Source organism: Shinella sp. (assembly GCF_052438155.1).
Lineage (GTDB): Bacteria > Pseudomonadota > Alphaproteobacteria > Rhizobiales > Rhizobiaceae > Shinella.
In genome coordinates, this window is the sequence record NZ_JBQVPI010000005.1 from 277892 (window position 1) to 290841 (window position 12950).

A 12950-nucleotide genomic window follows, 5' to 3' on the forward strand; every position below is an offset into this window, starting at 1 on the left:
GCACGCGCAAAAGATAGCCGCTTGTTCTCATCGCCGATATTTTCTGCAATTATCGATTGAGGCGCGGGCGGGAGAGAGCAGCTTGCAGGACGTGACGAAGGAGGAAAACCGGCGCCGGAGAAGCTTCATCGGGGCGGTTTTCCGACGTGTCTTTTTTCATCTGCTCCAAGGAATCCGGTCGCTTGCAACGCCGAAGGGAATACTCGCCCTCATCCCCATCGTCATTTCGGTCTTTGCCTATGTGAAGGCATCCTATCAGCCGACGACGATACGGATGATTGTGAGTACGCCGATACAGGTCGTCCGTTCGGTCATGACGAGCGGAGAAAACAAGGGTGGAGCCGACTACTACATTCCGTCGTTCGAGGCGTTCATAACATCGGACGGGTCTGAGCCGGTTTTTCTCTACAGACTGGTGATGAACATCGTTGCGCGAGAGCCGGGCGGTACCTTCCAGCCGAATTGCGACTACTGGTTCCCTGATCCTAAAAATCCGTCTTCGTCTGAGATACGCCAGCATATGCGTCTAGGTTACTCCGTCCTCAACAAGACATACGCATACGACTTGAAAGACGGTCTCGTCAGCATGCCCAACAGCGTGTTGCCCGTGAAGATCGAGCCCACGGAGGATATCGATCCCGACGGCACCGCATATCTTTCTGCGGGGCTTGGTGCGACGCGCGTGGGGCTGACCGCGGACCACGCGATCAACATCTACGAAAGAGACAAAAAACCGGACTTGGAAATCTGCTTTGCCGGCCAGGCGTTTTCGGCCGGCGTGCCGAGGGTCGATTTCAGGTGGGATTCGATGTCGGGTGACAGGGTGTTCACCAGCACCAATGAACGAACGTTCGGGCAGCTTCCGCATGTGCCGGATACGGCGGCGGTTCCAGCAAAGAAAATCACCACCTACACCGTTTCGGGCGGCGTGCTTTACAGTGGTATTGAGCTCGTCCGGTTCAGCCGCCTGAATCTGTTCTGACCGCACCCAACAAAGGGCTACGCCGAGACCGGCCGTCCGCCGAAGGCGCCTCTGGCGCTTTCCGTCAACGCCCGGAATTTCTCCGATGCGCCGGCGAGCTTTGCGTCCCATTCCGGGTCCGGCACCTGGCCGCGGATCGTTTCGAAATATACGGCCATCAGCGCGGTGATCGCGAAGGGCTCCAGCACTGCCGCCTTGAAGGCCCAGGCGAAGACGATCGCGATGATGAAGCTGTAGCCGGCGATCTCGCCGGGGAAGACGTAGAGGATGGCAGCCGCCGGCGCGAGGGCCAGCAGGAAAACACCGATGGAGAGGATCCACAGGAAGATGGAGAGCCAGACGGCGTTCTTCACCATCTTCAGCCCGTTCTGCGCATAGAGCACGAGGCCGCGGCGCGAACTTTCCCAGGCATTGTCGCTTTTGGTGCGGATGTTGTAGCCGAGGATGATCTCGTCGACATAGGTCAGCGACAGGCGGATGACCGTATTGGCAAAGCGCGCGATGCCGTCGAGGCCCGGGATCGGCAGGAAGGCGGCAACGCCGCCGATGAGCCCCGTGATGGCGGCGATGACGCCCTTGATGAGTTGGTCGAGCGCAAAAAGCATGTTCGCCTCGCCGAAGCGGGCGGTGACGATCTCGCGGCCGTAGGCAACCTGCCCCTTGCCGTCCGGCAGGGCCTCGCCGTCGATCAGCTTGACGATGACGGCGATATGCGCGGTCTTGACCATGTAGAGCAGCCATTCCCGCGCCCAGTAGACGGCCGTTCCGACCAACCCCATGCCGAAGAACCCGCCCCAGACCGCGAAGGATTCCGGGCTATCGCTGACCGAGCCCACGCCATAGCCGATGCCGGCACCCACCCCCGTTGCCAGGATGAAGGCAAGCGTGATCGAGAAGTAGATCACCATCCGGGTCACATGAAGGGCATGGTCTTCAGCAGAATGCCGATGGTCTTGCCGATGCTGAAGTCCCACATGCCCTTATCGCCCCCAAATGAAATCCCGCGATCCCCGATCGTCGCGTGAAGTGCAAACGTTTTGGGGACGCGGGATATTCGGGCGCTATGAGGCGATCAGCAGAGGTCCGTCGCGCTGATCTGGATGCCGAACCCTTCGAGGCCGACATAGTGGCGCTCGCGGGAGGCCAGCAGGCGGATCGAGGTGATGCCGAGATCCTTCAGGATCTGCGCGCCGAGACCGATTTCCAGCCATTCGCTTTCGCGAGCCTGCGCTTCGTCGTGGCCTTCGCCCTCATGCTTGCTTCTGCGGGCGGTCTGCGAGGCACCGACGCCAACCGAGCCCTCGCGCAGATAGACGATGACGCCGCGGCCTTCGCCGGCAATGCGCTTCATGATGCCGTCGATCTGGCGGTCCGCGCCGAAAACGTCGCCGCCGACATTTTCGAGATGCAGGCGCACTGGGATGTCGACACCGTCGCGGATGTCGCCGAAGACGACGGCGAGGTGGTGCATCGGATCCCAGGGCAGCCTGTAGGTCATCGCCTTGGCCCGGCCATAGGGCGTGTCGATGGTAAAGCTGTCGACCTGCTCGATCAGTGTTTCCTTGCGCTGGCGATAGGCGATGAGGTCGGCGACGGAGACCTGCTTGAGGCCATGCGTCTCGGCAAAGCTCGCCACCTGCGGACCGCGCATCACCGTGCCGTCATCGTTGACGAGTTCGCTGATCACGCCGATCGGCGGCAGGCTGGCGAGCTTGCAGAGATCGACGGCGGCTTCCGTATGGCCGGAGCGCATCAGCACGCCGCCTTCGCGTGCGACGAGCGGGAAGATGTGGCCGGGGCGCACGAAATCCGTCGGACCAACATTCGGATTGGCGAGGTTGCGCACCGTCAGCGTGCGGTCGTCGGCGGAAATGCCGGTGGTCGTGCCATGCTTGAAATCGACGGAAACGGTGAAGGCGGTGGTGTGCGCTGAATCGTTTTCCGCCACCATGGCGTTGAGGTTGAGGCGCTTGGCCTCCTCGCGCGGCATCGGCGTGCAGACGATGCCGGAGGTGTGGCGCACAATGAAGGCCATCTTTTCCGGCGTGCAATGCACGGCCGCGACGATCAGGTCGCCCTCGTTCTCGCGGCCGTCATCATCCATGACAACGACGATTTCGCCGGCCTCGAAGGCGCGGATGGCATCGACGACACGCTTCTGATCGTAGCTCATGGCAGGCTCCTATTTAAGACGGCCGGTTTGGCCCCGGTCGCGCAAGTAGTGATCGGCAACGGCGCAGGCAACCATGGCCTCGCCGATCGGCACGGCACGGATGCCGACGCAGGGATCGTGCCGGCCCTTGGTGCGCAGGTCGACATTGTTGCCGTCGGCGTCGATCGAGCGGCGCTCGGTGAGAATGGAGGAGGTCGGCTTGATGGCAAAGCGCGCAATCACCGGCTGGCCGGTGGAGATGCCGCCCAGGATGCCGCCGGCATGGTTGGACAGGAAGATCGGATTGCCGTCATTGCCCATGCGCATCTCGTCGGCGTTTTCTTCGCCGCTCAGTTCGGCGGAGGCAAACCCGTCGCCGATCTCGACGCCCTTCACGGCGTTGATCGACATCAGGAGGGAGGCGATGTCCTGGTCGAGCTTGCCGTAGATCGGCGCGCCGATGCCGGCCGGCACGCCTTCGGCAACGACTTCCACAACGGCGCCGATGGAGGAGCCGGCCTTGCGGACGCTGTCGAGATACGCTTCCCAGACGGGAACGATGGCGGGGTCGGGCGCGAAGAACGGGTTGTTGTTGACCTCGTTCCAGTCCCAGTTGTTGCGGTCGATCTTGTGCTTGCCGATCTGCACCAGTGCTGCGCGGACAGTGAGGCCCGGCACCACCTTGCGGGCAAGGCCGCCGGCGGCGACGCGCGCCGCCGTCTCGCGGGCGGAGGAGCGGCCGCCACCGCGATAGTCGCGGATGCCGTATTTGGTGTCATAGGTGTAGTCGGCGTGACCGGGGCGATACTGCCGTGCGATCTCGCCGTAATCCTTCGAGCGCTGGTCGGTGTTCTCGATCATCATGGAGACCGGCGTGCCGGTGGTGATCATCGTCTCGCCGTCCTCGTCCATCATCACGCCGGAGAGCACCTTGACGAGGTCGTCCTCACGGCGCTGCGTCACGAAACGCGACTGGCCGGGTTTGCGCTTGTCGAGCCAGGCCTGGATTTCGGCCAGCGTGAAACGGATGCCGGGCGGGCAGCCGTCCACCACGCAGCCAAGCGCGATGCCATGGCTTTCGCCCCAGGTGGTGACGCGGAAAAGATGACCGAAAGTGTTGTGCGACATGAGCGGAACCGGACCCGATAGAAGTGGTCCCTCTCTTAGTGGAAAAGAGAGGGGTGGGACAAGGGTTTCGCACAGTATGTCGGCTTTTGCGCGAGCCGGCCGCTCGGGCTACGCCTTCGAAACGTTGGGTGAATAGGTTCCGTCGTCGGTCTCCGCATCCCGGCGCTCCTGAAGCCAGATGATGAACTGCGTCATCGACGTCGTCGTCTGGTCGCCATTCTTGCCGAAGAATGCGAATTCTTCTGTGCGGCCGCTGTGTCTCACATGAGCAAAAAGCTCGATTTGTTGCTCGACCTGCTCGTCGCTCAGGGCGGTGATATCGGCCTTGCCAATTGCCTCGCGTATCTTTGTGTCCGTGAAGTCCTTCGACCTGTCAGGTGGGATGAGGTGCAAGCCAGCCCTTACTCGCTTAGCATTTTCGATTGCGCGACCCACACTCTCTCGAGCCTCCGGTGGGAGTTCATCGAGAGTGCGGACAGCCGATGCTGGTGGAGTTCTCCAGTTCGAGAAATCTGAAATCTTTGGGCCAGATCTGTGCCGATCAAGCTCCGCCATAATGTTCGGGCCTATGGTGCTCGCATTCAACATATGGAGTTTCCCTAGATTGTGGGTTCGTTATGCCGATTCCAGCATAGCGCGAAATCCTTACGTATGGTTACCAAAGGATTTAGCCGGCAGGATCAGCATGGCGGCATAAACGAAGCTCTCGAAGGGACCCTGCCCGACGAGAGGGGAAGCCGCCGATTGAAGGAAGAGACCTAAGACGCCAGTTTCCAGCGCATTTCGCGGCCAAACGCCAGAAAGTCGTCGCGCGAAAGCGGTTTGGCGAAGGCGTAGCCCTGCAGGAGGTCGCAGCCTAGCAGGCCGAGCATTTCGGCGTGTTCCATGGTCTCGACGCCTTCGGCCACGATCTCGATGTTGAGCGAACGGCCGATCTCGATGATCGAGCGCACCAGCGCCTGTTCGTCGCGCGAGGACAGGATAGGCGCGACGAGCTGGCGGTCGATCTTCAGGCGCTTGGGCTTCAGCTTCAGCAGGCTGACGATCGAGGTATGGCCGGTGCCGAAATCGTCGATCTCTATGTCGATACCGAGCGCCTTGATGCGCTCGAGATTGGAGAGAACGATATCGTCGCTCTCGTCGAGGAAGATTGATTCGACCAGTTCGAAGGCGATCTGGCCGGGTTGGATGGAAAGGCCGGTGAGGCTGTCGATCAGGCTTTCGTCACGCAGGCGTTTGGCGGAGACGTTGACCGAGATCTTCGGCATGATCAGGCCCCGCGCCGCCCAGCGGGCACAATCGAGCAGCGCCTTTTCCAGCACGATGCGGTCGAGCGTCGCCATGACGTTGAGGTCCTCGGCGATCTTCAGGAAGCGATCGGGTGTCAGCAGGCCGTCGCGTGGATGGTTCCAGCGGATGAGCGCCTCGGCACCGGCGAGTTTCAGCGTGCCGGCATCGATCTGCGGCTGATAGTAGGGAACGAATTCGTTGTTCTCGATGCCGGACAGAATGTCGTCGGCGATGCGCTTGTTCGAGATGATTTCGGCTTGCAGCGCCTGCGTGAAGAATTCGTGCCGGTTGCGCCCCATCGCCTTGGCGCGGTAGAGCGCGATGTCGGCATTCACCAGCAGCTTGGCGGTGTCGACCGCCCGGCCTTCGGCAAGTGCGATGCCGATGCTGACACCGAAGCGGCAGAGATGGCCTTCATACTCGACGGGCTGCTGCATCAGCGTGATGATGCGGCGCGACAATCCGCTGAGATAGGCCTCGTCCGTCGTATCGGCCACCACCACGACAAATTCGTCGCCGCCGATGCGGGCGACAAGATCGCCTTCGCGCACGGAGGCGCGCAATATCCGCGAGGCATGGACGAGCAGGGCGTCGCCGGCCGCATGGCCGAGTGTGTCGTTGATCTGCTTGAAGCGGTCGAGGTCGATATGGAGGATGCCGACACGCACGTCTGCCGTCGCGCTGAGTGCGGCGATGGCGGTCAGTTCGTCGTCGAGCTTGCGGCGGTTGCCGAGGCTGGTCAGCGGGTCGTGCAGGGCGTTGTGCTCGATGCGGACCTTCGCCTGTTCCAGTTCCACGTTCTTTGCGTCGGTCTGCGTCTTGGCGGCCTTGAGGTGTTCGCGCAGTACGACATCCTCGGTGACGTCGAAGGCGAGACCGATGAGCCTGCGGGTGGCGCCATGGCCATAGTGGATCTTGCCGACGGAACGCACATGGCGGATTTCTCCGCTGGTCAGAACGACGCGCGCCTCGTGCACATAGGGCAGGTCCTGCGCGATGCAGCGTTCGACGTTCTCGATGATCGCTGCCCGGTCGTCCGGGTGCATGGCGCCAAGCCAGGCTTCCTGCGTAACGATGCCGTCAGTGAAGGTCAGCCCATAGAGCTGATGCATGCGGAGGTCCCAGAAGGTCCGGCCGCGGTTCAGGTCGGCTTCCCACAGGCCGCACTGGTAGGAGTCGAGCGCGAGGTCGAGGCGGCGGGTCGTTTGCTCCAGCTCGGTGTTCTGCAGCTCGGAGCGCTCCTTGGCCTCCTTGAGGCGGGCAGTCATCTGCACGTCGCTGGTGACGTCGAAGGCGAGGCCCACGAGCTTGCGGCGACCGTCCTGCCCGACATGGAGCTTGCCGACCGACTGCACATGGCGGATCGTTCCATCGGGGTGAACGACCCGTGAGGTGCGCATGTAGGGCACGTTTTCGCGGATGGTCTGGTCGGCCTTGCCTTCCGCCTCCTCCCGGTCGTCGGGATGGATGGCGTTGATCCAGGTGTCGTGCGTGATGCGGTTTCCCGTGTTGATGACACCGTAGAGCTGGTGCATGCGCTCGTCCCACAGGGTGAGCCCATCCTCCAGATCGGCCTCCCAGAGGCCGCATTCATAGGAATCGAGCGCCAGGTCGAGGCGCTGCGTCAACTTGGCAAGCTCGGCGTTCTGGATGTCGGCCTGTTCCTTGGCGGTCTTCAGCGCCTGGTTGAGCAGCACGTCCTCGGTGACGTCCCAGCTGATACCGGTCAGCTTGTCTTCGCCGTTCGGGCCGGCGAGGCGCGAGCCGACATTGCGGATATAGTGCCAGCTGCCGTCCGGCATGAGGATGCGATATTGCGACTTGTAGTCGCTGCCGCCGGCGCCGATCAGGTCCATCTGGGCCTTGGCAGTGGCGACGTCGTCCGGGTGTAGAACCGAGCGCCATTCTTGATCGTTCGGCGTCGCGTCTTCCGAAAAGCCGTGCAGGCGGTGCATCTGGGCATCCCAGTTGCGCGCACCGGTTGCAAGCTCGATTTCCCAGATGCCGATCTTGGAAGCATCAAGCGCAATGTCGAGGCGCTGCGAGAGCGACTTTACCTGACGTTCGCGCGCCCTGAGCCGGGCGATGTTGCGCTGGCGCTCGCTGACAAGGCCACCGGTCAGGAAGATCGGTACGATGATGATGAGAGCGGCGGCGATGATGATGAGCCGGATCTGCGTCAGGTTTTCCGGCGGATGCTGCCAGCCCTGCGCCGGAATGGCGGCCAGCTCCCAGCGTCCGCCTGGAAAATCCAGCACCTGGACAATGGGCGTGCTTTCGAAGATCTCGGCATCGCCGAAGAAGGGGTCGACAATGTTGTCCGGCACGCTGACATCGCGGATGGCCAGCTGGATATCGGCGGGATGTGCTGAAAAGCCGGGCGGGTTGTGCCGGTCGGGATCGATGAGGCCGGCATCGGTGAAGAGCTTGCGCTCGTCAATCACCCCGTCGATGTAACCCCAGAAGTAAGGCCGGGCGTCGACATTGGTGAAGACCGGCATGAAGAGGTTGAAGCCGCGCCCGCCCTTGGCGAATTCCACCGGCCCGAACATCAGAGGGCGCCCGCGCGAGCGGTCCGTTTGGGCGGCCATGCGGAAGGAGTTGAAGCGGCTGAAATTCGTGCCGAGATAATGCTGGTTGCCGTCGAGCGGGAAGGCCTGTGTGACCTTGCCGCCCGGCGCGACGCCGACACGGCGGAAATGGGTGTTCTGCAGCATCAGCTTGCGAGCGAAGACGTTGAATTGCAGGGTCGCCTGCTCTGGCGCCACGGCAAACATGTTGGCGACGCTGCGCAATGCCGCCACATCGCTGTTGACCTCGCTCTGCAGGCGGGCGCCGACGAGCGCAAGGTCGCCCGCGACGTGGTTTTGCAACTCGTTGCGATGGATGTGTTCGTTCTGCCGCTCGTAGATGATGCCCGCCGTCAGGATGACGCAGCCGGCAATCGCCGCCGGGACGAGCGACGGTCGCGCCCATTCTGCGATGGACGCCAGATGACGGCGAAGGGCGGCAGGCAAGTGCAAAAGACAGTTCCCGATTGTTGCAAAACGGTACGGCTTGTTTCCTTAAAATTGCATTTATAAGCAGCTGAAATACTTGCATTTCCGCTCGGCAACGGGCGGTGGCGCCGCATTTGTCCGACAATCCGGGGGATGAGCGCTTCGCCCGTCTTGATTCGCGGGGTCTTTCCGGCCATCCATTTCACACGACCGCGGGGGCGGGCAAATTTCGCCATATTTGGGGGGCATCTGATGGCCAGCAAAAAGACCGATTCATTTCCAGGGATTCGCACGATGCGCCTTCTGATCGCCGCGCTGATGGCTATGGCTGTTTTCCTCTCGCCACTGACTGCATCGGCAGAAAGCGCCGACGTCGAGGCCACCATCACGAATGTCGATACGACAAACCTCAGCCTGTCGCTGGACGACGGCAAGAAGTACCAGGCGCCGGAAGAGTTCAATTTCGAAGGCCTGACGCCGGGCGTGAAGGTGCTGGTGTTCTACACCGAAGTGGATGGCAAGCGCGTCATCAACGACCTCGAAATCATCCAGTAGGGTTTGAGCCGCTCGTCAGAGCCAGTGCATGCCGGTCGCATCGATGCGCAGCAGCCGGTCCTGGTGGATCGGCGTGTTGGCCGCCTCTTCCTCACCCATGCCATGCAGGCGGAACGCCGCGCGGAAAACGCCTCCATGGCTGACGCAGACGGTCGGCTGGTGCACGTCAGCAAGCCATGAACCGATGCGCCAGGAGAGGATTTCGTAACTCTCGGCATCGTCGCCCGGCGGGATGAAGTTCCATTTCGCGTGGCGGCGCTCCTCGACGCGCTCCGGTGCCTGCGCTGCAAGCTCGGGCAGCGTATGGCCTTCCCAGTCGCCGAAGGAGACTTCGACGAGGCGCGGATCGGTGCGGTAGGCGAGGGGATCGAGGCCCATGGCACGGCGCAGGATTTCCATCGTCTCGCGCGTGCGCCCAAGCGGGCTTGCCACGAAATCGAAATCGGAAACCGTCTTGCCGAGAATGCCCTTGAGGGCCGTGCCGTTACCGGCCGCCTGCTTGCGGCCGGTGTCGTTCAGCGGGATGTCCTTCTGCCCTTGCAGCCTGCCTTCTGCATTCCACGCGGTCTGGCCGTGTCGGATCATGTAGATAAGCAAGGCAGAGGGTCCCGTGGTCCGTTTAATCCTTGGCGACGGAAATGTCCGGCGCGTCCACGGCCTTCATGCCAACGACATGATAGCCGCTGTCGGCATGGTGCGTTTCGCCGGTCACCGAGCGCGACAGGTCGGACAGCATGTAGAGGCCGACATCGCCCACTTCCTCGATGGTGACGGTACGGCGCAGCGGCGCGTTGTACTCGTTCCACTTGAGGATATAGCGGAAGTCGCCGATGCCGGCGGCCGCGAGCGTCTTGATCGGGCCGGCCGAAATGGCGTTGACGCGGATGTTCTTCGGGCCGAGGTCGACGGCGAGGTATTTCACGCTCGCCTCGAGTGCGGCCTTGGCAACGCCCATGACGTTGTAGTTCGGCATGACCTTTTCCGCGCCGTAATAGGTCAGCGTCAGCATGGAGCCGCCGTCGGTCATCAGCTTTTCCGCACGGCGGGCGACCGACGTGAAGGAATAGACCGAGATCTGCATCGTCTTGGCGAAGTTGCCCGGCGTCGTGTCGACATAGCGGCCGGTCAGCTCGTCCTTGTCGGAAAAGCCGATGGCGTGCACGATGAAGTCGATCTTGCCCCACATCTTCTCGACATTGTCGAAGACCGCGTCGATCGACGCTTCGTCGGAAACATCGCAATCGCCAGCCAGCACGGCGCCGATTTCGGCGGCCAGCGGCTCGACGCGCTTCTTCAACGCATCGCCCTGATAGGTGAAGGCGATCTCGGCGCCCTGTGCATGGATAGCCTTGGCGATGCCCCAGGCGATGGAACGGTTGTTGGCGACGCCCATGATGACGCCGCGCTTGCCCTTCATCAGACCAGATGCCTGAACCATGGTTTGCCCCCTGAACTTAAAGTCGAAACTGCCTATGGCATAGGCGGCACGGTGGTTCAAGCGCGGGAGGCTTCAGGAACTGTTAGTACCCGTAACAATGGGTGCATGTTTTACCGAAGCGTCACAAAAGGCTTAAAGATAAAGGCCTTCGCGCAGCGAACGCATGAGATCGATCATCTTGGCGTCCGGCTTTTCCCACAGCAAAAGGCGGATTTCGGCGATGAGATCGCCGCGCTCGCCGTTTTCCTTGACGAGGCCTTCGCCCGAAATGATGATCTTCTGGTCGGAGCCCGACCAGGCCGGCACCGTCACGGGAAGGGATCCGAGAGGCCCCTCGATCGTCGTTTCGCAACCGAGCACGGCGTTTTCGATGGTGATCGGCAGGTCGACCTTCAGGTCGAAGCCATCGACGCGGAAACGACCCGGCGCCACGCGCACGGTGATGATCGCATCGCCACGTCTCAGGTTTTCGAGGCGATAGCCCGCTTCCCGAAGGCGGATCACCTGGCCGTCCGTCGAGCCGGCGCCGATCGGCACGCGCAATGTCTGTCCGTCTGGTGTTTCAAGCGTCGGACGCACCCGGTTCAGGATATCCTCGACCGTGACGGTGACGTCGGCCACGAGATCCGGGGCCTTTTCCACCTTGGCGCGGCTGCCGCGGATGCGGCGGATGATGGCGGAGATGATCGCTGCCGCGGGCGCGGCGACGTGCGCCGGCGCCGTCTCGTCCAATGGGGTCTCGCCGCTGGCCTTGCGCATATCCTGTGCCGTGGCGGCGGTCGGCTGCTGAGCCTGCGGCTGCGGGCGGGCCTCCGGTTTTGCTTCCGCCGGCTGCCCGCGGGAATCGACGCCGAAGATGCGGGCGATCATGTCTTCCGCGCCTTCGTCCGCCATGCGTGGCGGGGCTTCGGCCTGGGCCTTGCGCTCGGCCTGCTGGCGACGCATCTGCTCCATGCGGCGAAGCTCGGCCTCGCGCTGATGGCGGTCGTAGCGGCTGCGTTTGTCCGGGTCGCGCAACAGGTCATAGGCCCGGCCGGCCTCGGTGAAGCGCACGGTTGCGTTGGGGTCGTCGTGATTCTGGTCGGGATGCACCGCTTTTGCGACCGAGCGCCAGGCGGCCTTGATTTCATCTTGTCCGGCGCTTCGCTTCACGCCGAGCACTGAATAGGGGTCACGCATAACTTCCACCCGTTGACGTTTTGCCGGTCACGATAGCGAGGAACGTCCTAATCTCTGGTTACGGGTCAGGGTTGAGAAATCGCAAAGATTTCGCGCGAGACCCGGTAGGCGGCCTCAACCCTGAAGGTCGAAGGCGAGCAGCATCCATTCGCCGGAACTGCCAAGGCAGGTGCGGCCGGTATAGTTGGCGATGCCCTGATAGGAATGTCTGGTGGTCACGAAGTCGCGGCAGGTGCGGCCGGCATTGTCGCGGTTTTCCGCGATGGTGCCGATCACGCCGGCGCTGCCCGAAGCGGAATTCGCCCAGGGAATGGCGCCGCCGGCGGTGCGTGCAAGATCGGCGGAGGACACGGCGTTGCGCACGGTGATCTCGTCGGTCAGCCGCTCCGCGCTGTTCGGCACGGCGCTGGTGCGCATGGTATCCACCTTGTCGTCAAACAGGTCGAGGCCACTCATGCAGCCGGATACGAGCGCACCGGACGTCATCACGGCAACGATCGCAAGGCAGCGCGCCCAGTATGGCTTTGTCTCCGGTCGCGACTTTGCTATGACGTCCACTCCAACCTGCTTCATGCAGCCAATAGATCGGCATTGAATCGAATATGAGCGAAAACGCGTTAACAAGCGGTGACTTCACCGAGGAAAACGAACCTTATTCCCTGTTCGGTACCTGGCTGGAAGAGGCCGGAAAGACCGAGCCGAACGATGCGAGCGCGCTGTCGCTGGCAACCGTCGACGAAACCGGATTGCCCAACGTGCGCATGGTCCTGCTCAAGGGATTTGACGAGCGCGGCTTCGTTTTCTACACGAATTTCGAAAGCCGAAAGGGCGAGGAACTGCTCTCCGCCCGCAAGGCCGCCATGTGCTTCCACTGGAAATCGCTGCGCCGCCAGGTGCGCATTCGCGGCGAAGTGGAGATCGTCACCGACGCCGAGGCCGACGAATATTACGCCTCGCGCCCGCGCGGCAGCCGCATCGGCGCCTGGGCATCAAAACAGTCGCGCCCGCTCGAAAGCCGCTTCGCGCTGGAAAAGGCCGTCGCCGAATACACCGCGCGCTACGCGATCGGCAACATCCCACGCCCGCCATACTGGTCCGGCTTCCGGATAAAGCCCGTCTCGATCGAGTTCTGGCACGACCGCGCCTTCCGCCTGCACGACCGCGTGGAATTCCGTCGTACCGAAGACGGCAAGGGCTGGACGAAGGTCCGGATGTATCCGTAAGAAA

General features: G+C 62.4%; 11 protein-coding genes and 1 pseudogene. 3 read left to right on the top strand and 9 right to left on the bottom strand.

All coding sequences use genetic code 11. The features are described from left to right. Positions 1 to 82: 82 nt before the first annotated feature. Positions 83 to 982 carry a hypothetical protein gene (locus ACT6VE_RS12195; protein ID WP_444798871.1) on the top strand — a complete coding sequence of 300 codons (900 nt, stop codon included), beginning with the start codon at positions 83 to 85 and terminating at the stop codon, positions 980 to 982. A gap of 17 nt (positions 983 to 999) precedes the next feature. On the opposite strand, the pseudogene ACT6VE_RS12200 reads toward ACT6VE_RS12195, so the two are convergent. From ACT6VE_RS12200 to ACT6VE_RS12220, 5 genes and pseudogenes are all read right to left on the bottom strand, one after another. After that, a pseudogene (locus ACT6VE_RS12200) lies at positions 1000 to 1958 on the bottom strand (hypothetical protein). A 96-nt stretch (positions 1959 to 2054) separates the two neighbouring features. Next, complete coding sequence (ribB, locus tag ACT6VE_RS12205) at positions 2055 to 3155, bottom strand: 3,4-dihydroxy-2-butanone-4-phosphate synthase (RefSeq protein ID WP_444798872.1); 1101 nt, start codon at positions 3153 to 3155, stop codon at positions 2055 to 2057. 9 nt (positions 3156 to 3164) lie between these two features. Further along, the gene (gene aroC, locus ACT6VE_RS12210) at positions 3165 to 4262 is read right to left on the bottom strand and encodes a chorismate synthase (RefSeq protein ID WP_444798873.1); all 1098 of its coding nucleotides are present in this window, start codon (positions 4260 to 4262) and stop codon (positions 3165 to 3167) included. A gap of 108 nt (positions 4263 to 4370) precedes the next feature. Continuing rightward, a complete protein-coding gene (locus tag ACT6VE_RS12215; protein WP_444798874.1) occupies positions 4371 to 4850 on the bottom strand; it encodes a hypothetical protein in 480 nt (159 codons plus the stop codon). Between the two features lie 170 nt (positions 4851 to 5020). After that, positions 5021 to 8569, bottom strand: a complete 3549-nt coding sequence (locus tag ACT6VE_RS12220; protein WP_444798875.1) for a bifunctional diguanylate cyclase/phosphodiesterase — start codon at positions 8567 to 8569, stop codon at positions 5021 to 5023. Between the two features lie 276 nt (positions 8570 to 8845). Between ACT6VE_RS12220 and ACT6VE_RS12225 the strand changes: the two genes are divergently transcribed. Continuing rightward, complete coding sequence (locus ACT6VE_RS12225; RefSeq protein WP_069061489.1) at positions 8846 to 9106, top strand: DUF1344 domain-containing protein; 261 nt, start codon at positions 8846 to 8848, stop codon at positions 9104 to 9106. Positions 9107 to 9121: 15 nt separating this feature from the next. Here the strand turns inward: ACT6VE_RS12225 and ACT6VE_RS12230 are convergent, their stop codons facing one another. The 4 genes from ACT6VE_RS12230 to ACT6VE_RS12245 all read right to left on the bottom strand — a co-directional run bounded on the left by ACT6VE_RS12230 (position 9122) and on the right by ACT6VE_RS12245 (position 12281). Then, positions 9122 to 9703 (bottom strand): histidine phosphatase family protein, encoded by a 582-nt coding sequence (locus tag ACT6VE_RS12230; protein WP_444798876.1) that lies wholly within the window; start codon positions 9701 to 9703, stop codon positions 9122 to 9124. A gap of 22 nt (positions 9704 to 9725) precedes the next feature. Beyond that, on the bottom strand, positions 9726 to 10544 hold the full coding sequence (gene fabI, locus ACT6VE_RS12235) for an enoyl-ACP reductase FabI (protein WP_069059569.1): 819 nt from the start codon (positions 10542 to 10544) through the stop codon (positions 9726 to 9728). Between the two features lie 132 nt (positions 10545 to 10676). Next, positions 10677 to 11723, bottom strand: coding sequence for a DnaJ C-terminal domain-containing protein (locus ACT6VE_RS12240; protein WP_444798877.1), 1047 nt, complete (start codon positions 11721 to 11723; stop codon positions 10677 to 10679). A 114-nt stretch (positions 11724 to 11837) separates the two neighbouring features. After that, positions 11838 to 12281, bottom strand: coding sequence for an RT0821/Lpp0805 family surface protein (locus ACT6VE_RS12245; protein ID WP_444798878.1), 444 nt, complete (start codon positions 12279 to 12281; stop codon positions 11838 to 11840). A gap of 44 nt (positions 12282 to 12325) precedes the next feature. Here ACT6VE_RS12245 and pdxH point away from each other — a divergent pair, with 44 nt between their 5' ends. Next, positions 12326 to 12946 (top strand): pyridoxamine 5'-phosphate oxidase, encoded by a 621-nt coding sequence (gene pdxH, locus ACT6VE_RS12250; RefSeq protein ID WP_444798879.1) that lies wholly within the window; start codon positions 12326 to 12328, stop codon positions 12944 to 12946. Positions 12947 to 12950 lie beyond the last annotated feature (4 nt).

Excerpts from the sequence above, each read along its gene's own strand:
- pdxH (WP_444798879.1), top strand. The coding sequence starts at position 12,326 with ATGAGCGAAAACGCGTTAACAAGCGGTGACTTCACCGAGGAAAACGAA.
- ACT6VE_RS12240 (WP_444798877.1), bottom strand. The coding sequence starts at position 11,723 with ATGCGTGACCCCTATTCAGTGCTCGGCGTGAAGCGAAGCGCCGGACAA.
- ACT6VE_RS12225 (WP_069061489.1), top strand. The coding sequence starts at position 8,846 with ATGCGCCTTCTGATCGCCGCGCTGATGGCTATGGCTGTTTTCCTCTCG.
- ribB (WP_444798872.1), bottom strand. The coding sequence starts at position 3,155 with ATGAGCTACGATCAGAAGCGTGTCGTCGATGCCATCCGCGCCTTCGAG.
- aroC (WP_444798873.1), bottom strand. The coding sequence starts at position 4,262 with ATGTCGCACAACACTTTCGGTCATCTTTTCCGCGTCACCACCTGGGGC.
- ACT6VE_RS12215 (WP_444798874.1), bottom strand. The coding sequence starts at position 4,850 with ATGTTGAATGCGAGCACCATAGGCCCGAACATTATGGCGGAGCTTGAT.
- fabI (WP_069059569.1), bottom strand. The coding sequence starts at position 10,544 with ATGGTTCAGGCATCTGGTCTGATGAAGGGCAAGCGCGGCGTCATCATG.